The following is a 22,677-nucleotide window of genomic DNA, read 5'->3' as shown; positions in this document are numbered from 1 at the left end:
GTTGAAGTTTCAGCAAAGGATCGCCGCCGATGACCCTCCGCCTCAACCGCCGCCATTTCCTCGCCGGTTCTTCCGGTTTGCTCGCCCTGCACCCGTTCTCGCTCCGGGCCGCGGCCAATCAAGCCCATCTCCGGCTGTTGGAGACGACGGACCTGCATGTGCATGTCTTCCCCTATGATTACTACGCGGACAAGGAGGTCGACACGCTGGGCCTCGCCCGCACGGCCAGCATCATCAACGAGATCCGCGCCGAGGCCACCAATACGCTGACCCTCGACAATGGCGATTTCCTGCAGGGCAACCCGATGGGCGATTACATCGCCTATGAGCGCGGCATGAAGGAAGGCGACATGCATCCCGTTATCAAAGCGATGAACAGCGTCGGCTTTGATGCCTCCACTCTGGGCAATCATGAGTTCAACTATGGCCTTGATTTTCTGATGAAATCCCTCGCCGGCGCCGACTTTCCCGTGGTCAGCGCCAATGTGGTAAAGGAGGTCGGCGCAGAGCCCACGCAGGATACGACCCTGCTCAAACCCTATGTGATCCTCGACCGCAGACTAAAGGACGGTGCAGGAGAAGAGCATCCGATCAAGATCGGCATCATCGGCTTTGTCCCGCCGCAGATCATGAATTGGGACCGCCGCCATCTGGAAGGCAAAGTGCAGGCCCGCGACATTCTTGAGACCGCCCGCGCCTGGGTGCCGCAGATGAAAGAGGCCGGGGCCGATATCATCATCGCCCTGTCGCATTCCGGCATCGGGGCGGCGCAGCCCGAGGATATGATGGAGAACGCCTCGGTCCCTCTCGCCGCCGTCGATGGTATCGACGCAATCATGACCGGGCATAGCCACCGCGTCTTCCCCTCGGACACCTACGCCGATTACGCCGCCGTCGATGTGACCCGCGGCACGATCCACGACAAGCCCGCCACGATGGGCGGCTTCTGGGGCAGCCACCTTGGCCTGATCGACCTGATGCTGGAGCGCGACGGCAACGGGTGGCGCATTGCCAGCCACAGTTCCGAAGCCCGCGCCATTTCACAGCGCAAAGAAGACCGCACGGTCATGCCTCTGGTGCCGAGCGACCCCAAGGTTCTGGCCTCGGTCCAAAAGGAACATGAAGAGACCCTCGCCTATGTCCGCCGCCCGGTCGGCAAAACAGATGCGAATCTGCACAGCTATTTCGCATTGGTCGCGGATGACCCCTCGGTGCAGATCGTCTCCAACGCGCAGCGCTGGTATATTGAGCAGATGCTCAAGGGCAGCGCACACGAAGCCCTGCCGATCCTATCCGCCGCCGCCCCCTTCAAGGCCGGGGGCCGGGGCGGGCCGGAGTATTACACGGATGTGCCCAAGGGCGATGTGGCGATCAAGAATGTGGCGGATCTCTACCTTTACCCCAACACCGCCCGCGCGGTGCGGGTGACCGGGGCGCAGGTGAAAGACTGGCTCGAACGCTCCGCCGGCATGTTCAACCAGATCACGCCGGGCGCGGCGGATCAGCCGCTGCTGAACGACGGTTTTCCAAGCTATAATTTCGACGTGATCGACGGGGTGACCTATCAGATCGACCTGAGCCAACCCTCCAAATTCGGCCCCAAGGGTGAATTGGCGAACCCCGACGCGCGCCGAATTGTCGATCTTAGGCACAACGGTGAACCGATTGATCCGACTGCGGAATTCATCATCGCAACGAATAACTACCGGGCCTCCGGCGGCGGTGCCTTTCCCGGCGCTTTGGGCGATACGATCGTCTTCGAAGGGCCGGACACCAACCGCGATGTCATCGTGCGCTACATCGTTGAACAAGGCACCGTGAACCCCCGCGCCGACGCCAATTGGCGCTTCGCCCCGCTTGCCGATACCAGCGTGCTCTTCACCACCGGGCCCAAGGCCGTCGATTACGTCGATGAGGTCGAAGGGGTGGAAATGGAGCAGATCGGCGACACGGCAGAAGGTTTTGCGCAGTTCCGCATCACCCTCTGACCAAGCTCAGGGCATTGCCCCCTTAGGGGGGGCGATGCCCGCTGTGCCACCGGGACGGTATCAAAAAACCTCTGCCGCACAACGAAACAGGGGCCGCGGTAAACCGCAGCCCCTGCCCCAATCGTGATCTGTCGACCGACTTATTCGTCGTCGAGTTCCTCAACGGCCTTCTGAAGCTCGTCCTTGGAGATCTCTTTCTCGGTCACTTTGGCCTGCTCAACCACATGGTCGACAACCTTGTCTTCAAAGATCGGCGCGCGCATCTGCTGCTGCATCTGCTGGTTCTGCTGCACGAACTCAAAGAACTGACGCTCCTGACCCGGGTACTGACGCGCCTGGTTCATGATCGCCTGGGTCATCTCGGCGTCGGTCACCTGAACCTCGGCCTTCTGGCCCAGTTCGGCCAGCAGCAGGCCCAAACGCACGCGGCGCTCGGCTAGGGTCTTATGCTCGTCGGTCGCTTCGATCTCGGGGTGATCATGGCCCTGAACGTCAGGGTTTTCCTCATGCCAGAGCTGATGCGCGATCTGCTTGGCTTCGGCGTCGACCAGCGCGGGCGGCAGCTCAAAGCTGACCTGCTTGTCCAGCGCGTCCAAAAGGTTGCGCTTCATCACGGCGCGCGACGCACCGGCATATTCCGCTTCCAGACGCTCGGCGATCTGGCCCTTCAGCGCGTCGAGATCCTCGGCACCGAATTTCTTCGCCATCTCGTCGTTGACCTCGGCCGCGACAGGCTCTTTCACTTCTTTCACGGTGCAAGCGAATGTCGCTTCCTTACCGGCCAGATGCTCTGCCTGATACTCTTCGGGGAAATTCACGACGACGGATTTCTCCTCGCCGGCCTTGGTGCCGATGAGCTGCTCTTCGAAACCGGGGATGAAGGAGTTGGAGCCCAGCACCAGCGGGTAATCTTCGGCCGCACCGCCTTCGAATTCTTCGCCATCGACGGAGCCTTTGAAGTCGATCACAACCTGATCGCCGTCTTGAGCTTCGGCATCCGCATCGCGGGCTTTGAAGTCCTGCGCGGTCTCGGCAAGGTTCGCCAGCGCTTCTTCCACGGCGGCGTCATCGGCTTTGACAACCAGCTTTTCCAGTTCGATCTGGCTCAGATCAACCTCAGGAATTTCCGGCAGTTTCTCATAGGACATGGAAACTTCGACGTCATCGCCTTCTTTCCAGTCTTCATTGGTCATCTTGACCTCGGGCTGCATCGCGGGACGGTCGCCGGATTTTTCGAAATGCTCGTTCATGGCGCCATCGATGCTTTCCTGCATCGCTTCGCCCATGACCTTCTGGCCGAACTGCTTTTTTAGCAGCGCCATCGGCACCTTACCCTTGCGAAAGCCCTTCATCTCGACTTCGGGCTGCGCTTCGGCCAGCTTTTCGTTGACCTTGGCTTCAAGCTCATCGGCGGTGACGGTGATGGTGTAACCGCGTTTCAGACCTTCGTTCAGCGTCTCGTTGACCTGCATGTGTGCTCCATAGGGTAAGGCCGCGCAGACTAAGGGCGCGGGCGAAAATTTCCGCCCTTCTATGTGCCTTGCCCTTCACGCGCAAGGGGATTTGCCCGCCCGATGGTCACTTGGCCGCGAAAATCTGAAGCTGGCTGGCGCTCTTGCCGCTTGGTATGGCCCCCTTGGTTTGAGCCCGCTGTCTGGGGCCGAGCCGGGCCGCGCCGAAAGCGGTCCGCACCCCCGGGCGATCTTCGGCGGGAATCGCCCCGTTCCCCCTCCTTCGCAAGATTAGCAGGGTCGCAGGGACAGGATCGGCCAAGCCGCGCAGCATGCCCCATTCCGCGCCGCCCTGACCTGTCGAGCCCTGGACCGCACCAAAAGCAGGATGCGCGAGCATCACCACAAGGGCCAGCACCCAGATCAAAGCCCCTCCGGCCCATCGTTTGAATTGCGAACGGCCCATTCAATGCCCCTGTGCCGGCTGACTGCGCGGAGAGTTTAGGCACGGGCGTCTTAACATCGGGTAAGCCGCGATGCGCCTCGCCAGCGCGCGCCTCACGCGGGCCCCGCTGCAAACGAAAACAGCGCCCGCAAAGGGGCGCTGCCGTGACCTGTCACATGGAAAACCCAGGCGGGCTTACATGCCAAGCGCTTCTTTATACATGTCCAGCACCGCTTCTTCTTCGGCGATGTCGTCCTTGTCGCGTTTGCGCAGCGCGATCACCTTGCGCAGCACTTTGGTGTCGTAACCGCGCGATTTCGCCTCGGCCATCACCTCTTTTTGCTGTTCGGCAAGGTCTTTCTTCTCCGCATCCAGCCGCTCAATCCGCTCGACAAACTGGCGCAGCTCATTGGCGGTCACCCGGTAGGTGGCATCGCCTTCGGATTCGACAACGTCGGGATTGGTGCTGGTATCGCTCATGGGAAGTCCTCACGGAATGGCTGGCTCTGGCGGGTGTGACTACAGGCTGCACGGCGCGCCCGCAAGCGGGACTTGCCCCCCCCGCGCGATTGGCGTAGCTCTGCCGCTATGGAAAGCGCAGATACAACAATTTTCGACCTTCTGGTCTGGCTCGGAGCCGCCCTGTCCCTGCTTGGGCTTTTGGGGCTTGGCTGGTGCATCATCAAGGTCAGCCGCGCCAAACGCGCGAATTTGGATGATGAGGCGATGCGGGCGGTGCTGCGCAAGGTCGTGCCGCTGAACATGGGCGCGCTGTTTCTGTCCGTCATCGGGTTGATGATGGTGATCATGGGCATTTCGCTGGCCTGATCCCGCGTTAGGCGGAGCATGCTGGACAGAGCCGCTGCATCTGCTTAAATCGCGGAATGGATATTCGCCAACTCACCCCCCGCTATTTCGTCGCGCCGCAGATTGATCCGGGCGACATGGATGACCTGCGCGCGCAGGGCATCACCCGCATCCTGTGCAACCGCCCCGATGCCGAAGTGCCGCCGAGCCATCAGGCCGCCGCCCTGCGGGAGGCCGCCGAAGCCGCCGGGATCGCCTTTGCCGATCAGCCGCTCACCCATCAGACCATGACGCCCGAGGTCATCGCCAAGAACCGCGCGCTTGGAGCCGAGACCGAGGATGTGGTGCTGGCCTATTGCGCCTCCGGCACCCGCTCGACCATTGCTTGGGCCCTGGGCCAGGCCGGGCAGATGGACAGCGACGCGATTGTCGAAGCGGCCGCCAAAGCGGGCTATGACCTTGCAAACATGCGGCCGATGCTGGGGCAAAGCTACATCTGAACCGCATCTCGCAGGGGCTCAGCCGGCATCCCGTTTGGGCAGTTCCGGCAGCTCATCCTCCGCGCCGAACCCGGGCAGGTCTGACATATCGGGCAGGTCCGGCAGATCGGGAAGCGAGGACGGGCCCGGCAGAACCGCCCCCTCATCCGCCGGGCGCGGCGGCACCTCTGGCGACGGCCCCTTCGCGGCGGGATCGACCTGCGGCGCAACCTCAGCTTGATCCGCCCCGCGCCGGTCAAACTGCACCTCGGGCAGGTCAAGCTCGGCCCGGTCGCTGGCCCGGCGGCGCGGCTGCATTAGCGGGGCCGCCCGGCGCGTCAGACGCACGGCCCGTTGCCCTGCCACCTGCCCCAAAGCGCCCGTCGCCACGCTGCGCCCGGCCATGGTCAGCACGCTGACCGATTCAAAGCGACTGCCGGGCAAGGGCAGCACATCGCCGGCCTTCCACGCGCCGAGATCGCGCAGCGGCAGTTTGAGCCGCGCCAGAGCGATATTGAGATCGGCGTTCAAGGCCAGCACATTATCCATCAACAGCTTCGGGCCGGGCTTGGCCTCCTCCCCCGCCTGCGGGTCCATGGGGGGCGATCCGGCAGCGCTGCCCAGCGGCAAACACAGGGTCATCTGCCCCTGTCGCAGCCCCCCCGCGATGTCGATGCTGACATGCATGATGCGGTAAGCCGGTGCCTCCAGCGCCATCAGCACCAGCCGGGGATCCTCAGCCCGCGCGCCGAATTGGTAGCCTTCAAGCCATTGTCGTTCTCCCGGCACTTCGGGCAAGGTCGCGCTGCGGGTCAGCAGCGCATCCAGAAACGGCACGCAGATCGCCGCATCGGTCGCGGTCAGTACCCGGGGGCTGCCGCCGGGGTCGGCCAGCACCTGCCCCATCGTCTGCTGTTGGATCAAACCGCCAACCAGCGCCGAATCAAAGCTCACCGCGCCGCGTTGACCATTGGGCCCGTCCAGGAGCATCATCAGGGCGGCGGGATCAAACAGCCCATCCAAACCGCCGCCCGCCCGCTCCTCCAGCCGCACCGCGAGGGTTGCCATTGCCATGCCAAACAGATCGTCGGCCACTTTCGCCAATGTCAGCCGCATCGCCTTTTGCAAGGACATGGCGCGGGCCTGCTGCTCTTCGCGCCCCGCCTGTGCCTTGCGGCGCAACAAGGGTGTCGCGCTGCCTGAGGCCGCCCTTGCATCGGTCTGTCTATCGAGTTGCTCTTCTGCCATCGCCTCCACCCGGCCTTCTTTGGCCCTTTGGGGAGGGTCTAGCCCAGAATTGGTTACCATCCGCTTTATGCGGAGCGGCGCATCCGGGGCAGCGCGCTGGCGGGCAGTTGCACCCGAAAGGCGGTGCCGGGCACCGCACTGAGAAAGCTGATCTCACCGCCGAGACGGTGCATGATTTCCCGGCAAATCGCGAGCCCCAGCCCCGCGCCATCCCCCTCGCCGGTAATGCGCGAGAATTTTTCGAAGATCAGCGCTTCCGAGCCCGGATCGATGCCCTGCCCGTTGTCGACGAAGTCGATGCGCAGCCCCGCGGGCCCCAGATGCGGCGTGATGGTCAATTGCGGCTTCTCGGCGGCGCAGTATTTCCGGGCGTTGCTGACAAGGTTGATGAACACCTGCACCAGCCGGTCAAGGTCACTGTGCAGGGCGATATCTTCCGCCTGCGGATCGCGGATCACCAGCAGCGGCGCCTCCGTCCCGGCCTGCGCCGTGGTCACCGCCAGATCAAGCAGGTCGCGCAGGTTGCCCTCGCGCTGGTTCAGCGTCACCTGCCCGTTTTCCAGCACCGAGAGATCGAGCAGATCGTCCAGCAGCCGGGTCAGACGGATCGTCTCGCTGTGGATGATCGTGGCGTAGCGGTTTTTCTCGGCATCCGACAGCCCCGGCGCGTCGCGCAGGATTTCCGAGAAGGAGCGAATCGAGGTCATCGGCGTGCGCAGCTCATGGCTGATCTGGCTCAGGAAACTGTCCTTTTGCAGGGACAATTGGGTCAGTTTCTCATTGGCGGTGCGCAGTTGCGCGGCGGTTTCGGTCAGCTCGCGCGACTTGGCCTCCAGCTGGCTGGAATATTCCAGCATCTGGGCGGATTCGTCGGCCACCGCGAGCAGGTCCTGCACCGAGACCGAAGCCCCGCCGACGATCTGCGCCACCATCGCATGGGCCGTCGCCGCCCCGACCGAGGCCGCCAATTCCCGCTCCAACGCCTGCACGAAACGCGGCGTCGGCTCGGGCAGCCGCGCGCCATGACCCTGCCGCGCGGCCTCTTGCGCGAAAAACGCCTGTGCCTCTTCGGCGCCGAGAATACGCTGCGCCATGATCATCAGGTCTTCGCTGCCCGCCGCAGAGGCGGTCCACCCCCGGGCCGGGCCGGAATGGTCAAAGACATTGACGAACTGCGCGCCCTGAAGCCGCTCCAGCGGCGCGGGAAAGCTGAAGAGCGAGACCACGACGAAAACGAACGTGTTGAGCGAGAGGCTCCAGACCACCGCATGAACGGTCGGATCAATCCCGCTCAGGCCAAAGAGCGCTTCGGGCCGCAGCCACGCCAGCCCCCAGAGCCCGTCTTGCAATATCGCCGCCGACAAAACCGCCCCGGCGCCGAAACTTGGCAAGAGCATGGTATAGACCCAGAGCACAAAGCCGGTGCCCAGCCCGCAAAGCGCGCCGGTCCGCGTCGCCCCGCGCCAGAGCACACCGCCCAGCATCGCCGGCAGAAACTGCGCCACCCCGCCAAAGGAGATCGTGCCGATCGCCGCCAAGGCGCCGCTGCCGCCCGAGGCCCGGTAATAGAGATAGCCCAGCCCCACCACGCAGAAGATCGACAACCGCCGCGCGAGGATCACGATATTGCGCACATCACCCGACTGCGTCGCCCCTTCGCGCCGCAGCGCCAGCCAGATCGGCATCACGATGTGGTTGCTGACCATGGTCGAGAGCGCCAGCGTGGCCACGATCACCATCGAGGTGGCCGACGAAAAACCGCCCAGAAAGGACAGCATCGCCAGCCCGTTCTGGCCTTGGCTCAGCGGCAGGCTGAGCACGAAAAGATCGGGGTTCGCGCCTTCGGGCATGAGGTCCAGCCCCACCACCGCGATGGGCACGACGAAAAGGCTCATCAGCATCAGGTAGAGCGGAAAGGCCCAGCTCGCGATCTGCAATTGCCGCTCGTCGTCATTCTCAACCACCATGACCTGAAACATCCGCGGCAGACATAAAAGCGCCGCCCCCGACAGCGCCGTCAACACCGCCCAGCGGCTGCCCTGCACCTCCCATTGGCCGATGTCCGAGGCGTCAATCCGGGCCAGTGTTTCGCTCAAGCCCCCCGCGAGCCCCCAGATCACATAGATGCCCACGGCGACGAGGGCCAAGAGCTTCACCACCGCCTCCACCGCGATGGCGATGACGACACCGTGGTGGCGTTCATTGACGTTGAGATTGCGGGTGCCGAAAAGCACCGTAAATACCGTCAGCCCCGCCGCCACCCAAAGTGCTGCCTGGCCCCGGTTGATCACATCGCCCCCCGCTTCGGCCAGCGGCACCTCTGCCGCGGCGAAGATCGACAGGGCGAGAATAACCGATTGCAATTGCAGTGCGATATAGGGGGTCACGCCGATCACCGCCATCAGCGTCACGACAATCGCCAACGTGTTGGACTTGCCATAGCGCGAGGAAATCAGATCGGCGATGGAGGTCACGCGGTGGCTGCGCCCGATCCGCACCAGCCGCCGCAGCCCCCACCACCAGCCGATCATCACCAGCGAGGGGCCGAGGTAGATGGTGACGTATTCCAACCCCGAGCGGGCGGCATAGCCAACCGCCCCGTAAAAGGTCCAGGCCGTGCAATAGATCGACAGCGACAGCGTATAGACCAGCGGCGAGCGCAGCAGCCAGCCGCCCCGCCCTCTGAGGGCTGCGCGTTCGGCGGCGAAAGCGACGATGAAAAGCCCCGCCACATACATCAGACATACCGCGACAAGTTGGTTCAGCGAGACCATCAGCGCGGCTCTTCTGTCGGGTCGTCGGCCTCAGCCGACGCAATGTCCCGCGTGCGCCGCCACAGCGCCCAACTGGCGAGGATCAGCAGCAGCCAGACGCCAAACAGATAGCGCAGCGCCGCGCTCATCGGCATCCCCGGCGCGGTCTCAGCGGCGGGCGCCGTCGGCTCCGGCACCGGCCATAGGAGCGGCACCATCCAGAGCAGCAGCCCCAGAAACGGCAGCAGGCGCACCGCATCCATCATGCGCCGCCGACGATAGCTGCGCTTTTCCAGAAAGATCGGGGAGCGGGGCATGGCGGCTTAAGGGGCGATCAGGTCGCGCACCGCGTCCAGCATTTCGGCATTGGAGAAGGGTTTGGTCATGAAACGGCTGACCCCGGCTTTCTCGGCCATGGCGCGGTCCCGGCTTTGCCCGCGCGCGGTGAGCATCAGCACCGGCAGATCGCCCATCGCCGGATCGCCGCGCAGCTCATCCAATATCTCAAAGCCGCTTTTGCCCGGCAACATCACATCCAGCATCACCAGATCAGGCGCGGCCTTGCGGATCACCTCCACCGCGCCCGAGCCATTGGCAAGCGTCTCCACCCGCCAGCCTTCCTGGCTCAGCAAGAAGCGGATCGCCTCGGCGATATTCACCTCATCCTCCACCAATACTACGAGTTTGCTCATCGGCAAATGGTCTCCCCCTCCGGCGCCGCCCCCCGTCTTGTTGCAGGATCACAGGCGCCGGGGCTGAGCATGCAACGGTTTGCCAGCCCTGTCAAAAACTGCTTGCAGCGCGGCTAGATACCGTCGCGCAGGATCGACGGCTCGCGCCGCGCCCGGCACTGGGCAATGGGACAGATGCGGCAGGTGGCCCCCACCGGCTCTGCCTCTGCCGCGCCCGAGGGCACCGGCAGCAGCAGCATGACCGACTGGCTCAGCGGCGGCCTGTTATAGGCCGGCGCGGCCTGCACCTCGCAGGTGGCGATGGCCTCGAACTCCGCCTGCCCCCGCCCCATCTGCGCGACGCGGGATTTCATCACCAGCCCCGGCTGGCCCAGCACCGCAAAGAGCGGCCAAAGCGGGCAGCAGGCGCCGAAACGCGGCACGGTGAAACCGGCGATCGACTTGGCAAAGGTCACGCTGCCGGAGCGGTCGCAGACCACCAGCCCCGCGCCCAAGTCCGGCAGGGAGGCGAGCCGGCGCAGCACCCGGCCCAAAGGTTGGTTCAGGCTCTGCGCAAGCCCAGCCGGGTCATGCCCCTGCGCCGCCACCGCCTGCTCTAGCCGAACAAGCGGCAAGGCGGCCGCATCGCGGGCGATCTGATGCAGGACGCCGGTGGCAATATGCTGCGCGGCCTTGGTTTTCAGCGCCTCCGCCCCGGCCACCAGTCGCGCGATGGCCCCTTCAGGCGCCGCGGCCTGTTCCAAGGGCTCGAACCGGTAGTCATGGGCGGCCAGAAAGGCTTCGACCTCCGCCTGCGGAGAAGGCGCCACTTCCCGCGTCTCGGCGGCAGTGTCGAAATAGGTCACCAGCGCCTGCGCACTGTCGGACAGACGCCGGCTGTCTTGGTGGATATTGGCCTGAAACCGGTCGCGCCATTCCGGTTGCAGACTGTCGGTCTCGGCCAGAATAGCCGCCGTGGAGCGGATCGCCGCGGCGGTGCTGAGCAATTCATGCATCGAGGTCGCCAATTGCGGATCATGGGCCAGACGGTCCGACAGCGCCTCCACCGTCTGCTCCAACGCCGCAATCCGGCGCTGGCTGGCCGCCAGCACCTTGGCCCAGCCCGGAAACCGCCCGGCAAATTCATCGGCGCGCTCGGCCTCTGGCTCCGCCAGCCCGGCATCCTCCGCCGCCTCCCGCAAGGCCGAGAGCAAGGCCGCCTCCGCCCCTTCGGTCAGCGCCTGCGGCTCGACCTGCAACGCCTGTGCGATGTTCAGCAGCAGTTTACCGCCGATTCTGCGGCGGTTGTGCTCGATGAGGTTCAGATAGCTGGCCGAAATGCCGATCTGCTGCGCCAGCTCGGCCTGTTTCAGCCCCGCCATCACCCGCCGCTCGCGGATGCGACTGCCGGTCAACCCTTCACGCATAGCCCGCTCCCGCCTTTTAATTCACAGGTGATTTCAACGTCTTTCTGCGGCGCAATATCATATTCTTTACAAGATAGACATGATTATTGCGAATATATTTACAGAAATATCGTTTCCATCAAGCAGGTTATTGATCGGTTTTCAGTTTCCGCGCCATAGTTCTTTGCATTCTGTGCGCTGTGGCACCGGGGGGAGGTTCCGCTGTCACGGCTCAAAAAATAGGGAGGATTTCATGTCGTTTACGAAACTGACACGCCGTGGGCTGATCCGGACCGGCGCTGTCGCCGGTGCGGGTTTGGCGCTGCCGACATATCTGCGGGCTGAAACACACAGCGGCTTTACCAATGCGCCCACCGGCAGCACCGTGACGCTGGGCTTTAACGTGCCCCAGACCGGCCCCTATGCCGAGGAAGGTCTGGACGAGCTGCGCGCGCAGGAGCTTGCGGTTGAGCATCTCAACGGCGGCGGCGATGGCGGCATGATGAACACCTTCAGTTCCAAGGCGCTGAAGGGCAACGGTATTCTGGGCAAGAAGGTGGAATATGTCACCGGCGACACCCAGACCAAATCCGACGCGGCGCGGGCCTCGGCCAAATCCATGATCGAAAAAGACGGCGCGGTGATGATTAACGGCGGCTCGTCCTCGGGCGTGGCGGTGGCGGTGCAGGATCTCTGCCAATCCGCCGGGGTGATCTTCATGGCCGGTCTGACGCACGCCAATGACACCACCGGCAAGGACCGCAAGGCCAACGGGTTCCGGCATTTCTTCAACGCCTATATGTCCGCCGCCGCCCTCGCCCCGGTGCTCAAGAACGCTTACGGCTCGGAACGCCGAGCCTATCACCTGACGGCGGATTACAACTGGGGCTGGACCCAGCAGGAATCCATCGCCGCCGCGACCGAAGCGATGGGCTGGGACACCGTGGAGAACGTGCTGACGCCGCTCGCCTCGACCGATTTCTCCTCCTATATCGCGCCGGTGCTGAACTCCGGGGCCGATGTGCTGGTGCTGAACCACTATGGCGGCAATATGGTGAACTCGCTGACCAACGCGGTGCAGTTCGGCCTGCTCGACAAAGAGGTCAACGGCAAGAAGTTCGAGATCGTCGTGCCGCTTTACTCCGAACTGATGGCGGCGGGGGCCGGCGCCAATGTGCAGGGCGTGATCGGCTCGATGAACTGGAACTGGCAGCTGCAGGACGAAGGGTCGAAAGCCTTCACCAAATCCTTTGGCGAGAAATATGGCCGCCCGCCCTCCAACTCCGCCCACACCTGCTATGTGCAGACGCTGCTCTATGCCGATGCGGTGGAACGCGCGGGCTCGTTCAACCCCTGCGCCGTGGTCGAAGCGCTGGAGGGCTATGAGTTCGACGGGTTGGGCAATGGGCCGACGCTCTACCGTGCCGACGATCACCAGTGCTTCAAGGACGTGCTGGTGATGAAAGGCGCGGAGAACCCGACCAGCGCATATGACACGCTAGAGATTGTTGAGCAGACGCCCCGGGCGCAGGTTGAATACGCCCCCGACCACCCGATGTTCGCGGGCGGTGATCTGGGCAAATGCAACCCCGGCGCGTGATCCGCTGAACCTTTGCGGGCGTGCGGACCTGGCACCGCGCGCCCCATTTCTCGCTACATGCGGCCGGCCTGCATGTGAACGCATCCCTTACAGGTGGGGACCATGGACGCAATCCTTCTGCAAATACTCAACGGCCTCGACAAAGGCTCGGCCTATGCGCTGATCGCGCTTGGGCTGACGCTGATCTTCGGCACCCTCGGCGTGGTCAATTTCGCCCATGGGGCGCTCTTCATGATCGGCGCCTTCTGCTCGGTCACGCTGCAACGCATTCTGACGCTGAGCGTCGAGACAATCGACGAGACCAAAAAGGATTTCCTTGGCAACCCGCTGAAGGTCAAGACGCCCTATGTCGAACAGTGGTTCGGCCCGGAAACCGGACAGGCGATCATCGACTGGTCGGTGCCGCTGGCGATCCTCTTTGCGATCCCGGTGATGCTGCTCATTGGCTTCATCATGGAACGCGGGTTGATCAAACATTTCTACAAGCGCCCCCATGCGGACCAGATCCTCGTGACCTTCGGCCTTGCCATCGTGTTGCAAGAGGTGGTCAAGTATTTCTACGGCGCCAACCCGATCCCTACACCCGCACCGGATGTTTTCCGGGGCAGCTTCGATTTCGCCCCCCTCTTGGGGTTGGACACTTCGCTGGCCTACCCCTATTGGCGGCTGGTCTATTTCGGCTTTTCCACCCTCATCATCGCCGCGGTCTTTGCCTTCCTGCAATTCACCACCTTCGGCATGGTCGTCCGCGCCGGCATGGCGGACCGTGAGACCGTGGGGCTTCTGGGCATCGACATCGACCGCCGCTTTACCATCATGTTCGGCATCGCCGCCGCCGTGGCGGGGCTTGCGGGCGTGATGTATGCGCCGATCAACTCGCCCAATTATCACATGGGCATGGATTTTCTGGTGCTGAGCTTCGTCGTCGTCGTGGTCGGCGGCATGGGCTCGCTGCCCGGCGCGGTGCTGGCGGGGTTCCTTTTGGGCATCCTCGAAAGCCTCGCGTCGATGAATGAAATCAAAAGCATCATCTACGGTATCGACCAGATCATCATCTACGTCGTTGCCATCGTGATCCTGCTGGTCCGCCCGCGCGGTCTGATGGGGCGCCGCGGCGTGATGGAGGAATAAGACATGTTCAGACTGGAAAAACGCGATACGCTTCTCTTGGGGGTGGTGATCGTTCTCACGCTCTTTGCCCCCTTCATCCTCAACCCCTTTCCGGCGGAGTCGGGCCTTGCGCAGTTCAACGCGGGCTATCCGGACCTGATGCAACGCTTCGTGATCTTTGGCATCTTCGCCATCGGGTTCAACATCCTCTTCGGGCTGACCGGCTATCTCTCCTTTGGCCATGCGGCCTTTCTAGGGGTCGGCTCCTACTCGGCCGTCTGGATGTTCAAACTGCTGAGCTACAATGTCGTGCCCGCGCTGGTACTGGCGGTGATCATGGCGGGGCTGTTCTCGGCGCTGATCGGCTACATCAGCCTGCGGCGCTCGGGGATCTACTTCTCGATCCTGACACTGGCCTTCGCGCAGATGTCCTTCAACCTCGCCTATTCGGTGCTGACGCCGATCACCAATGGCGAGACGGGCCTGCAAATCTACACTTCTGATCCGCAGTACCTCCAATCCGCCTCGGCCCCCGCTTTCCCGAACCTCTTTGGCGCGGCGATGAACTCTTCGACGACGCTGTTCTTCGGCGGTTGGACCTTTACCTTCTCGGTCGGCTACTACTTCTGCGCGGTCTTCCTGATCCTCGCCTTCTATCTCGCCATCCGCATCTTCCGTTCGCCCTTTGGCATGATGCTACGGGCGGTGAAATCGAACCAGCAGCGGATGAATTACACCGGGCTGAACACGCGGCCCTATACGCTGGCGGCCTTCGTGATCTCGGGCATGTATGCGGGCCTCGCGGGGGGTCTGCTCGCCGCGATGGACCCGCTGGCGGGGGCCGAGCGGATGCAATGGACGGCTTCGGGCGAAGTGGTGCTGATGACGATCCTCGGCGGTGCGGGCACGCTCATTGGCCCGGTGCTGGGCGCGGGCTTCATCAAGTATTTCGAGAACATCTTTGCCAAGATCAACGACAACGTGCTGCACGGCTGGTTCGCCTTCATGCCCAACGGGATCGAGGATGCGATGGTCGCGATCATCCACCCCTTTGTCGGCAAGGGCTGGCACCTGACGCTCGGCCTGCTGTTCATGCTGGTCGTGATCTTCCTGCCCGGGGGGCTGGTCGAAGGCGGGCAACGTCTGGGCCGGGTCTTCCGCCGCCGGGACAAGAACGCCGGCTCGGTCGAGGCCGACGCCGCCCAACAACGCAGCGAAGCCGCAGAATAGGAGAGACGGATGTCCATTCTCGAAGTCAAAAATGTCGGCAAGCGCTTTGGCGGGCTGCAGGCGCTGAGCGATGTGAACCTGAGCGTGGCGGAGAACTCCGTCCATGCCATCATCGGCCCCAATGGGGCGGGCAAATCCACGCTGCTGAACTGTCTCGTGGGCAAGCTCATCCCCGACACCGGCTCTGTCATGTTCGACGGCCAATCGGTGCTGGGGCGCAAACCCTATGAGATCAACCAGATGGGCATCTCCCGCGTGTTCCAGACGCCGGAAATCTTCGGCGATCTCACGGTGATGGAAAACATGCTGATCCCCTGTCTCGCCAAACGCGACGGGGCGTTTCAGCTCAACGGCTGGTCCCGCGTCGTGGGCCAGCGTGACATGATCGACAAGGCCGAGGAAATGCTGCGCGAGATGAATATGATCGACAAGCGGCACATGCACGCGGCCTCCATGTCGCGCGGCGACAAGCGGCGGTTGGAGATTGCCATGTGCCTTGCCCAGGACCCGCGCCTGCTGCTCTTGGACGAACCCACCGCCGGGATGGCGCGGGCCGATACCAACAACACGATCGACCTGCTGAAACAGATCAAGGATGAGCGCGACATCACCATCGCCATCATCGAGCATGACATGCATGTCGTCTTTTCGCTGGCCGAACGGATCACCGTGCTCGCCCAAGGCACGCCGCTGGTCGAAGACACCCCCGACCGGATCAAGGGCCACCCCAAGGTGCGCGAAGCCTATCTGGGCGAGAGCCAAGACGCCGCCTGATCCCCCCTATTGCCGCATATCCAGGACAGCATATGACCACGCAAACGCTCGACAAAAACGCCAACCATGCCCAAACCGCCCCGGCCTTCCTCTCGGTCTGGGACATTCACGCCTATTACGGCGAGAGCTATATCGTGCAGGGGGTGAGCTTTAACGTCCACGAAGGCGAAATCCTCGCGCTGCTGGGCCGCAATGGCGCGGGCAAGACCTCGACCCTCCGGGCCATCGCGCGGGTGAGTGACCCGGAATTGAGACGCGGCGAGATCTGGCTCGACCATCAGCCGCTGCATAATCTGGCCAGCCACCAAGCGGCGGCGGCGGGGCTGGCGCTGGTGCCAGAGGACCGGCGCATCATCGCCGGCCTGACGGTCGAGGAGAACCTGAAGCTTGCCCAGATCGCCCCACCGATCGGCTGGTCGCTCGACCGGCTCTATGACCTCTTCCCCCGTCTGGGCGAGCGCAAGAACCAAGAGGGCACCACCCTTTCGGGCGGCGAACAGCAGATGCTGGCCATCGCCCGCGCCTTGGCCCGCGACATCAAGGTGCTGCTCTTGGATGAACCCTACGAAGGGCTCGCCCCGGTGATCGTGGATGAGATCGAAAAGACATTGGCGCTGATCAAGGCGCAGGGCATTACCACCATTCTGGTGGAGCAAAACGCCGTGCGTGCGCTGAAATTGGCCGACCGCGCGGTGATCCTCGACACCGGCGGCATCGTCTTCGACGGCACCGCCGCCGAAGTGCTCGACAACGCCGAACTGCGTGCCGAATACCTCGCGATCTGACCTATCCGGTCATCCGCCCGGCGCCTGCCAGAGCGTAACCCGCTGCCTGTCGCGCCGGGCGGGGAAAAAAACCGATCCCACCCCCTAGACAACAGTTGCCTTTTCATGGCTTTGCCCTTGGCCTATAAGCGAGCCAATCAATCGCGCAGCGACGGGCTGCCGGCCTGTCAAAATCTTCGAGGATCCAATGACCAAAAACACCCATGACAGTGACGTGGCCTTCATCAAGGCCCTCGCCGAGCTGCTGAACGAGAATGATCTGACCGAGCTTCAGGTCAAACGTGATTACGCCGAGGATGACAGCCTGAATGTGCGTGTGAGCCGCAAACCGCCACAGCAGATCATGGCCGCCCCCCAGCAGCAGCAGTATCAGGCCGCCGCGCCCGCTGCGCCTGCCGCCCCGGCCCCTGCACCCGCGAGCGCACCTGCCAGCGCCCCGGCCGCGGCTGCGGATGCTGACCCCGCCGATCACCCGGGTGCTGTCACTTCGCCCATGGTGGGCACGGTCTATCTGCAGGGGGAGCCGGGCGCGCCTGCCTTTATCACGGTCGGGGCGTCGGTCTCCGAAGGCGACACGCTGCTGATCGTGGAAGCGATGAAGACGATGAACCACATTCCCGCCCCCCGCGCGGGCACCGTCAAACGCATCCTTGTCGGTGACGGCGATGCGGTTGAGTTCGGCGCCCCGCTGGTGATCCTGGAATAAGGGCAAATCATGTTCAACAAAATCCTAGTCGCCAACCGTGGAGAGATCGCCCTGCGCGTCATCCGCGCGGCCCGCGAGATGGGCATTCAGACGGTCGCGGTGCATTCCACCGCCGACAGTGACGCCATGCATGTGCGCATGGCCGACGAATCTGTCTGCATCGGCCCGCCCTCTGCCACCCAGTCTTACCTGTCGATCCCCGCGATTATCGCCGCCTGTGAGATCACCGGCGCCGAGGCAATTCACCCCGGCTATGGCTTTCTGTCGGAGAACGCCAATTTCGTGCAGGTGATCGAGGATCACGGGCTGACTTTCATCGGCCCCACCGCCGAACATATCCGTGTCATGGGGGATAAGATCACCGCCAAAGACACGATGAAAAAGCTCGGCGTGCCCTGTGTCCCCGGCTCTGAAGGGGGCGTTCCCACGCTCGAAGAAGCCAAGCGTTTGGGCGAAGCAATCGGCTATCCGGTCATCATCAAGGCTACCGCAGGTGGCGGCGGCAAGGGCATGAAAGTCGCCCAAAGCTCTGAGGATATGGAAAAAGCCTTCCGCACCGCGCGGGCCGAGGGCAAGTCGAACTTCGGCAATGACGAAGTCTATATCGAGAAATACCTCACCACGCCGCGCCACATCGAGATTCAGGTCTTTGGGGACGGCAAGGGCAATGCGGTGCATCTGGGCGAGCGCGATTGTTCGCTGCAACGGCGCCACCAAAAAGTCTTTGAGGAAGCCCCCGGCCCCGCGATCAGCGCGGAAGAGCGCGCCCGGATCGGCAAGGTCTGTGCGGATGCCATCGCCAATATCAACTACATCGGCGCCGGCACGATCGAGTTCCTCTATGAGAATGGCGAGTTCTATTTCATCGAGATGAACACCCGTCTTCAGGTCGAACACCCGGTGACCGAGGCGATCTTTGGCGTCGATCTGGTGCGCGAGCAAATCCGCGTGGCCGAAGGGCTGCCAATGTCCTTTACCCAGGACGAGCTGACCATCAACGGCCATGCCATCGAGGTGCGCATCAACGCGGAAAAACTGCCAAACTTCGCGCCCTGTCCGGGCCGGATCACGCAGTATCACGCGCCGGGCGGCCTTGGCGTGCGGATGGATAGCGCGCTTTATGACGGCTATTCGATCCCGCCCTATTACGACAGTCTGATCGGGAAACTGATCGTGCATGGCCGTGACCGCCCCGAAGCCATGGCCCGTCTGGGCCGGGCCTTGGGGGAGTTGATTGTTGACGGGGTGGAGACCACCGTGCCGCTCTTCCACGCGCTTCTGGCCGAGGCCGATGTGCAGTCAGGCGATTACAACATTCACTGGCTGGAACACTGGCTGGAAACCAACCTCGGCGACGCCTGACGCCGGGAATGTCGGAGCTGACGCCCGAAATTCTGCTGCACGGCTATGCCATGGGGATTTTCCCCATGGCCGAACACCGCGACGACCCGGAGATTTTCTGGGTCGATCCGCGGCGGCGCGGGGTGATGCCGTTGGACGGCTTCCACATCTCGCGCTCGCTGGCCCGCGCCATGCGGCGCACGACCTTCACCGCCTCGATCAACCGTGATTTCGACGCCGTGGTCGCCGCCTGTGCCGACCGCCCGGACACTTGGATCAACGATGAGATTGCCGCGCTCTACGGCGGGTTGCACCGCGCCGGCCATGCGCATTCGCTTGAGATCTGGGACGGCAATCTACTGGCGGGCGGGGTCTACGGTGTCACGCTGGGCCGGGCGTTTTTTGGCGAGAGCATGTTCTCGCGCCGGACCAATGGGTCGAAAATGGCGCTGGCGGCCTTGGTCGATCGGCTGAACCGCGCCGGCTTTACCCTCTTTGACACACAGTTCCTGACCGATCACCTCGCCTCCCTCGGGGCGCGCGAGATCAGCCGCGCCGCCTATCACGCAGAGCTGGAAAAGGCGCAGCATGGACGGGCGGATTTCACCGCCCCGCCGCCGCTGAGCCTTCAGGAGGTGGTGCAGCGGATGACCCAGACATCATAGCGAAAATGCTCCAGCGCGTTCAGCGCGGGGGCCGAGGCGATCATCCAGCCCGAGAACAAGGCCCCCGGCTTGCCGGTCTCGGTGATCTCTAGCGCGGCATAGGCATTGGCGGCCGGGTCGCTGACCGGATACCGACAATCGACCATCGCGATCTGCAAATTGCCCAAAGTGGTCGAGGTGCCGGTGGCGATCTCAAGATCGACGGCATCGCCTGAAATCTTGTCGAGCGCACGCAGAACGCCACCGGGGCCGCTGGCCACCTCTTGCGCCTCCTGCGCCCGCGCTGGCCCAAAGCCCGCGGTGGCCAAAAGGGCTGTCGCCAAGAAAAGCTGTCTCATCACCCTACCCGCTGGTTTGATCTACGCCGGCGGCGCCTTACTCGGGCTGCCATGCCTCGTAGTCCTTGCGCTCTACCGGCTCGGCCCGGCGCAAAGACCCGGCGGGCGCATAGGCCATGGCCGTGCCGGTGCGATTCTCCACATGGGCTTTTTCCCATGGCTTATGCGCCAGCGGCTTGTCGGTCGGCGGCTCATCCCAGGTGCGGTGCAGCCAACCGTGCCAATCGGGGCTGACGCGGCTGGCCTCGGCCTCGCCATTGAAAATGACCCAGCGTTTGCTGTCATCGGCGTTGCGGTAATAGATATTGCCCTGCGCGTCTTCGCCGACCTTGGTGCCCTTACGCCAGGTGAAAAGCTGGGTGTTCAGCGTTTGGCCGTTCCACCATGTCACGGCGCGCAGAAGTGAATTGAGAATGCCCATGAAGGTCTCCGTTCCTGTTGCCCGTTATATGCACCATGGGGGCCGTGGCGTCCAGCCTCGGCGCGCAGACGCGTGGCGCGGAGGCGGCAGAAGATCGGTGGGTGAGGGAAACCGGGTATCGTCCGGAAGAGTCCGGTCTGCGCGACCAGATCGCGGCCCAAAGAGCGCCCGCCAGATTATCGCCGCCGAAGCATCTGTTGGCCCTAGTCCTGCGCCCTGCGCAGCAGGTGTGGTGCGCCCCCCCCCCGCGGCTTGGCGCGGCCTGTCTGGGAACATGTGGTCCGCCGCACCCTGCCCTAGATAAGCAAAGGGGCGGACCGCCACGGCCCGCCCCTTGTTTTCCTAAGCCAAACTCGCAGCCCAGTGCAGATCGCCTTAACCCGCGGTGGCCGGCTCTTTGCTTTCGCTGTCGGCGTGGATCATCAGCGGCTTGGCCTCCGAGGTGACGGCCTCTTCGTTGACGACAACCTCACTCACCGTATCCAGCCCCGGCAGTTCGAACATCGTGTCGAGCAGGATGTCTTCGAGGATCGAGCGCAGACCGCGCGCGCCGGTCTTGCGCTCGATGGCGCGTTTGGCGATGGCTTGCAGCGCGTCATCGGTGAAGGTCAGCTGCGTGTCTTCCAGCTCGAACAGACGCTGATACTGTTTGACCAAAGCGTTCTTCGGCTCGGTCAGGATCGTCACCAGCGCGTCTTCGTCCAGATCTTCGAGCGTTGCCAGAACCGGCAGACGGCCCACGAATTCCGGGATCAGACCGAACTTCAACAGGTCCTCGGGCTCCAGATCGGTAAAGATCTCGCCAATACCGCGGGCGTCCTGATCGCGCACATCGGCACCAAAGCCCATCGCCGAGCCCTTGCCGCGGGTCGCGATGATCTTGTCGAGACCGGCAAAGGCACCGCCACAGATGAAGAGGATGTTGGTCGTGTCCACCTGCAGGAATTCCTGCTGCGGATGCTTGCGCCCGCCCTGCGGCGGCACGGAGGCCACGGTGCCTTCCATCAGTTTCAACAGCGCCTGCTGCACGCCCTCCCCGCTCACATCACGGGTGATGCTGGGGTTCTCGGACTTGCGGGTGATCTTGTCGACTTCGTCGATATAGACGATGCCGCGCTGCGCGCGCTCCACGTTATATTCAGATGCCTGCAACAGCTTGAGAATGATGTTCTCCACATCCTCGCCGACATAGCCGGCTTCGGTCAGCGTGGTGGCATCGGCCATGGTGAAAGGCACGTCCAAAATCCGCGCCAGCGTCTGCGCCAGCAAGGTCTTGCCGCAGCCGGTGGGGCCGATCAGCAGGATGTTGGACTTCGCCAGTTCGATGTCGCCGCCCTTTTGCGCGTGGTTCAGGCGTTTGTAGTGGTTGTGCACCGCCACCGAGAGCACGCGTTTGGCCATCGCCTGGCCGATCACATAGTCGTCCAGCACGCCGCAGATGTCGCGGGGTGTCGGCACGCCGTCGGTCGCCTTGAGGCCGGAAGCCTTGGTCTCCTCACGGATGATATCCATGCAAAGTTCAACGCATTCGTCGCAGATGAACACGGTCGGCCCCGCAATCAGCTTGCGCACCTCGTGCTGGCTCTTGCCGCAAAAGCTGCAATAGAGCGTGTTCTTGCTGTCGTTGCCGGAATTATTCGCCATCTCAAACCTTTCAGGTCTGTCGTGTATGTCCGCCCCAAAACCCGGGGCCGCGATGTTTGGCCCCAAGTTTAGGCCAGTGTTCCCGGCGCTACAATCGTAAAATATGCGGCGCCGGGCTCGTCAATTACTTGTCTTTCTTGGCCTTGCCCGCAGCATCGGCGTCATCGGCCTTGCCCCGGCTCTCGACGATCTCGTCAAGATGGCCCCATTCTTTGGCTTCTTCCGGTGTCATCCACAGATCACGGTCGAGCGCTTTTTGCACGGTTTCCAGCGGCTGGCCGGAGTGTTTGACGTAAAGCTCATACATCCGCTCGCGGGTCCGCTCGATATGGCGGGCCGAGATCAGGATGTCTTCGGCCATACCTTGCGAGCCGCCCGAGGGCTGGTGAATCATCACCTCGGCATTGGGCAGCGCAAAGCGCATCCCCTTCTCGCCGCCGATCGCGATGACCGAGCCCATCGAGGCCGCCATGCCGCAGATCAGGGTGGAGACCTTGGGTTTGATATATTGCATCGTGTCGTAGATCGACAGGCCCGCCGTCACCTCGCCCCCGGGCGAGTTGATATACATGCTGATTTCCTTGGAGGGGTTTTCCGCCTCAAGGTGCAGAAGCTGGGCCACAACGAGATGGCTCATCCCGCTGTGGATCGGCCCGTTGACGAAAACGATCCGTTCTTTCAGCAGCCGCGAGAAAATGTCGTAGGAACGCTCGCCCCGGCTGGTCTGTTCAACCACCATGGGGACGAGCGTATTCATGTAAGTATTGATCGGGTCGTTCATGCGTGCCTGCCTCAGTTCCTGTTCGCGGGACCAT

Annotated in this window: 23 protein-coding genes; 11 read left to right on the top strand and 12 right to left on the bottom strand. The window is 63.2% G+C overall.

Translation table 11 applies throughout. The annotated features are described in order from the left end of the window. Positions 1-29: 29 nt before the first annotated feature. Positions 30-1,988 (top strand): bifunctional 2',3'-cyclic-nucleotide 2'-phosphodiesterase/3'-nucleotidase, encoded by a 1,959-nt coding sequence (locus tag AB4M76_RS08375; protein ID WP_368441362.1) that lies wholly within the window; start codon positions 30-32, stop codon positions 1,986-1,988. 140 nt (positions 1,989-2,128) lie between these two features. Here the strand turns inward: AB4M76_RS08375 and tig are convergent, their stop codons facing one another. From tig to AB4M76_RS08360, 3 genes are all read right to left on the bottom strand, one after another. Further along, positions 2,129-3,460 carry a trigger factor gene (gene tig / locus AB4M76_RS08370; protein ID WP_368441361.1) on the bottom strand — a complete coding sequence of 444 codons (1,332 nt, stop codon included), beginning with the start codon at positions 3,458-3,460 and terminating at the stop codon, positions 2,129-2,131. A gap of 106 nt (positions 3,461-3,566) precedes the next feature. After that, entirely contained in the window at positions 3,567-3,905 is a 339-nt protein-coding gene (locus AB4M76_RS08365) for a hypothetical protein (protein ID WP_368441359.1), read from the bottom strand. 174 nt (positions 3,906-4,079) lie between these two features. Beyond that, positions 4,080-4,364 (bottom strand): DUF2312 domain-containing protein, encoded by a 285-nt coding sequence (locus AB4M76_RS08360; RefSeq protein WP_174858690.1) that lies wholly within the window; start codon positions 4,362-4,364, stop codon positions 4,080-4,082. A 108-nt stretch (positions 4,365-4,472) separates the two neighbouring features. Here AB4M76_RS08360 and AB4M76_RS08355 point away from each other — a divergent pair, with 108 nt between their 5' ends. Together AB4M76_RS08355 and AB4M76_RS08350 are read left to right on the top strand one after the other, a co-directional pair. Further along, a complete protein-coding gene (locus tag AB4M76_RS08355; RefSeq protein ID WP_368441358.1) occupies positions 4,473-4,712 on the top strand; it encodes a hypothetical protein in 240 nt (79 codons plus the stop codon). A gap of 56 nt (positions 4,713-4,768) precedes the next feature. After that, entirely contained in the window at positions 4,769-5,191 is a 423-nt protein-coding gene (locus tag AB4M76_RS08350) for a TIGR01244 family sulfur transferase (RefSeq protein ID WP_368441357.1), read from the top strand. 18 nt (positions 5,192-5,209) lie between these two features. Here the strand turns inward: AB4M76_RS08350 and AB4M76_RS08345 are convergent, their stop codons facing one another. The 5 genes from AB4M76_RS08345 to AB4M76_RS08325 all read right to left on the bottom strand — a co-directional run bounded on the left by AB4M76_RS08345 (position 5,210) and on the right by AB4M76_RS08325 (position 11,269). Next, on the bottom strand, positions 5,210-6,418 hold the full coding sequence (locus AB4M76_RS08345) for a FliM/FliN family flagellar motor C-terminal domain-containing protein (RefSeq protein WP_368441356.1): 1,209 nt from the start codon (positions 6,416-6,418) through the stop codon (positions 5,210-5,212). 65 nt (positions 6,419-6,483) lie between these two features. Then, positions 6,484-9,192, bottom strand: a complete 2,709-nt coding sequence (locus AB4M76_RS08340) for an ATP-binding protein (protein WP_368441355.1) — start codon at positions 9,190-9,192, stop codon at positions 6,484-6,486. After that, entirely contained in the window at positions 9,192-9,488 is a 297-nt protein-coding gene (locus AB4M76_RS08335) for a hypothetical protein (RefSeq protein ID WP_368441354.1), read from the bottom strand. Before AB4M76_RS08335 ends, AB4M76_RS08340 begins: the two co-directional genes overlap by 1 nt. A gap of 6 nt (positions 9,489-9,494) precedes the next feature. Continuing rightward, positions 9,495-9,863, bottom strand: coding sequence for a response regulator transcription factor (locus AB4M76_RS08330; RefSeq protein ID WP_368441353.1), 369 nt, complete (start codon positions 9,861-9,863; stop codon positions 9,495-9,497). Between the two features lie 113 nt (positions 9,864-9,976). Beyond that, complete coding sequence (locus AB4M76_RS08325; protein ID WP_368441352.1) at positions 9,977-11,269, bottom strand: helix-turn-helix domain-containing protein; 1,293 nt, start codon at positions 11,267-11,269, stop codon at positions 9,977-9,979. A 232-nt stretch (positions 11,270-11,501) separates the two neighbouring features. On the opposite strand from AB4M76_RS08325, the gene AB4M76_RS08320 reads away from it, so the two are divergent. The 8 genes from AB4M76_RS08320 (at position 11,502) to aat (ending at position 19,459) form a co-directional block, all read left to right on the top strand. Further along, entirely contained in the window at positions 11,502-12,848 is a 1,347-nt protein-coding gene (locus tag AB4M76_RS08320; protein WP_368441351.1) for a substrate-binding protein, read from the top strand. Between the two features lie 102 nt (positions 12,849-12,950). Next, a complete protein-coding gene (locus tag AB4M76_RS08315; RefSeq protein WP_368441350.1) occupies positions 12,951-13,979 on the top strand; it encodes a branched-chain amino acid ABC transporter permease in 1,029 nt (342 codons plus the stop codon). A 3-nt stretch (positions 13,980-13,982) separates the two neighbouring features. After that, a complete protein-coding gene (locus AB4M76_RS08310; protein ID WP_368441349.1) occupies positions 13,983-15,188 on the top strand; it encodes a branched-chain amino acid ABC transporter permease in 1,206 nt (401 codons plus the stop codon). Positions 15,189-15,197: 9 nt separating this feature from the next. After that, complete coding sequence (locus AB4M76_RS08305; RefSeq protein ID WP_368441348.1) at positions 15,198-15,962, top strand: ABC transporter ATP-binding protein; 765 nt, start codon at positions 15,198-15,200, stop codon at positions 15,960-15,962. Positions 15,963-15,994: 32 nt separating this feature from the next. Next, the gene (locus AB4M76_RS08300; protein ID WP_368441347.1) at positions 15,995-16,747 is read left to right on the top strand and encodes an ABC transporter ATP-binding protein; all 753 of its coding nucleotides are present in this window, start codon (positions 15,995-15,997) and stop codon (positions 16,745-16,747) included. Positions 16,748-16,934: 187 nt separating this feature from the next. Beyond that, complete coding sequence (accB, locus tag AB4M76_RS08295) at positions 16,935-17,453, top strand: acetyl-CoA carboxylase biotin carboxyl carrier protein (RefSeq protein WP_368441346.1); 519 nt, start codon at positions 16,935-16,937, stop codon at positions 17,451-17,453. Between the two features lie 9 nt (positions 17,454-17,462). Beyond that, positions 17,463-18,815 carry an acetyl-CoA carboxylase biotin carboxylase subunit gene (accC, locus tag AB4M76_RS08290; RefSeq protein ID WP_368441345.1) on the top strand — a complete coding sequence of 451 codons (1,353 nt, stop codon included), beginning with the start codon at positions 17,463-17,465 and terminating at the stop codon, positions 18,813-18,815. 8 nt (positions 18,816-18,823) lie between these two features. After that, positions 18,824-19,459, top strand: a complete 636-nt coding sequence (gene aat / locus AB4M76_RS08285; RefSeq protein ID WP_368441344.1) for a leucyl/phenylalanyl-tRNA--protein transferase — start codon at positions 18,824-18,826, stop codon at positions 19,457-19,459. Here aat and AB4M76_RS08280 read toward each other — a convergent pair. The 4 genes from AB4M76_RS08280 to AB4M76_RS08265 all read right to left on the bottom strand — a co-directional run bounded on the left by AB4M76_RS08280 (position 19,423) and on the right by AB4M76_RS08265 (position 22,643). Beyond that, on the bottom strand, positions 19,423-19,797 hold the full coding sequence (locus AB4M76_RS08280) for a DUF2155 domain-containing protein (protein WP_368441343.1): 375 nt from the start codon (positions 19,795-19,797) through the stop codon (positions 19,423-19,425). The two genes, aat and AB4M76_RS08280, sit on opposite strands and share 37 nt — an antisense overlap. Before the next feature lie 37 nt (positions 19,798-19,834). Further along, positions 19,835-20,218: an NADH:ubiquinone oxidoreductase subunit NDUFA12 gene (locus AB4M76_RS08275; RefSeq protein ID WP_368441342.1), complete on the bottom strand. Its 384-nt coding sequence runs from the start codon at positions 20,216-20,218 to the stop codon at positions 19,835-19,837. 375 nt (positions 20,219-20,593) lie between these two features. Continuing rightward, positions 20,594-21,862: an ATP-dependent Clp protease ATP-binding subunit ClpX gene (gene clpX / locus AB4M76_RS08270; protein ID WP_368441341.1), complete on the bottom strand. Its 1,269-nt coding sequence runs from the start codon at positions 21,860-21,862 to the stop codon at positions 20,594-20,596. A gap of 124 nt (positions 21,863-21,986) precedes the next feature. After that, positions 21,987-22,643, bottom strand: coding sequence for an ATP-dependent Clp protease proteolytic subunit (locus AB4M76_RS08265; protein WP_368441340.1), 657 nt, complete (start codon positions 22,641-22,643; stop codon positions 21,987-21,989). Positions 22,644-22,677: the final 34 nt, after the last annotated feature.

This window comes from Sulfitobacter sp. PS-8MA, from assembly GCF_040933935.1.
Taxonomy (GTDB): Bacteria; Pseudomonadota; Alphaproteobacteria; order Rhodobacterales; family Rhodobacteraceae; genus Sulfitobacter.
This window is presented reverse-complemented; position numbering and strand designations above follow the sequence as displayed.

Excerpts from the sequence above, each read along its gene's own strand:
- AB4M76_RS08375 (WP_368441362.1), top strand. The coding sequence starts at position 30 with ATGACCCTCCGCCTCAACCGCCGCCATTTCCTCGCCGGTTCTTCCGGT.
- tig (WP_368441361.1), bottom strand. The coding sequence starts at position 3,460 with ATGCAGGTCAACGAGACGCTGAACGAAGGTCTGAAACGCGGTTACACC.
- AB4M76_RS08365 (WP_368441359.1), bottom strand. The coding sequence starts at position 3,905 with ATGGGCCGTTCGCAATTCAAACGATGGGCCGGAGGGGCTTTGATCTGG.
- AB4M76_RS08360 (WP_174858690.1), bottom strand. The coding sequence starts at position 4,364 with ATGAGCGATACCAGCACCAATCCCGACGTTGTCGAATCCGAAGGCGAT.
- AB4M76_RS08355 (WP_368441358.1), top strand. The coding sequence starts at position 4,473 with ATGGAAAGCGCAGATACAACAATTTTCGACCTTCTGGTCTGGCTCGGA.
- AB4M76_RS08350 (WP_368441357.1), top strand. The coding sequence starts at position 4,769 with ATGGATATTCGCCAACTCACCCCCCGCTATTTCGTCGCGCCGCAGATT.
- AB4M76_RS08345 (WP_368441356.1), bottom strand. The coding sequence starts at position 6,418 with ATGGCAGAAGAGCAACTCGATAGACAGACCGATGCAAGGGCGGCCTCA.
- AB4M76_RS08340 (WP_368441355.1), bottom strand. The coding sequence starts at position 9,192 with ATGGTCTCGCTGAACCAACTTGTCGCGGTATGTCTGATGTATGTGGCG.
- AB4M76_RS08335 (WP_368441354.1), bottom strand. The coding sequence starts at position 9,488 with ATGCCCCGCTCCCCGATCTTTCTGGAAAAGCGCAGCTATCGTCGGCGG.
- AB4M76_RS08330 (WP_368441353.1), bottom strand. The coding sequence starts at position 9,863 with ATGAGCAAACTCGTAGTATTGGTGGAGGATGAGGTGAATATCGCCGAG.
- AB4M76_RS08325 (WP_368441352.1), bottom strand. The coding sequence starts at position 11,269 with ATGCGTGAAGGGTTGACCGGCAGTCGCATCCGCGAGCGGCGGGTGATG.
- AB4M76_RS08320 (WP_368441351.1), top strand. The coding sequence starts at position 11,502 with ATGTCGTTTACGAAACTGACACGCCGTGGGCTGATCCGGACCGGCGCT.
- AB4M76_RS08315 (WP_368441350.1), top strand. The coding sequence starts at position 12,951 with ATGGACGCAATCCTTCTGCAAATACTCAACGGCCTCGACAAAGGCTCG.
- AB4M76_RS08310 (WP_368441349.1), top strand. The coding sequence starts at position 13,983 with ATGTTCAGACTGGAAAAACGCGATACGCTTCTCTTGGGGGTGGTGATC.
- AB4M76_RS08305 (WP_368441348.1), top strand. The coding sequence starts at position 15,198 with ATGTCCATTCTCGAAGTCAAAAATGTCGGCAAGCGCTTTGGCGGGCTG.
- AB4M76_RS08300 (WP_368441347.1), top strand. The coding sequence starts at position 15,995 with ATGACCACGCAAACGCTCGACAAAAACGCCAACCATGCCCAAACCGCC.
- accB (WP_368441346.1), top strand. The coding sequence starts at position 16,935 with ATGACCAAAAACACCCATGACAGTGACGTGGCCTTCATCAAGGCCCTC.
- accC (WP_368441345.1), top strand. The coding sequence starts at position 17,463 with ATGTTCAACAAAATCCTAGTCGCCAACCGTGGAGAGATCGCCCTGCGC.
- aat (WP_368441344.1), top strand. The coding sequence starts at position 18,824 with ATGTCGGAGCTGACGCCCGAAATTCTGCTGCACGGCTATGCCATGGGG.
- AB4M76_RS08280 (WP_368441343.1), bottom strand. The coding sequence starts at position 19,797 with ATGAGACAGCTTTTCTTGGCGACAGCCCTTTTGGCCACCGCGGGCTTT.
- AB4M76_RS08275 (WP_368441342.1), bottom strand. The coding sequence starts at position 20,218 with ATGGGCATTCTCAATTCACTTCTGCGCGCCGTGACATGGTGGAACGGC.
- clpX (WP_368441341.1), bottom strand. The coding sequence starts at position 21,862 with ATGGCGAATAATTCCGGCAACGACAGCAAGAACACGCTCTATTGCAGC.
- AB4M76_RS08265 (WP_368441340.1), bottom strand. The coding sequence starts at position 22,643 with ATGAACGACCCGATCAATACTTACATGAATACGCTCGTCCCCATGGTG.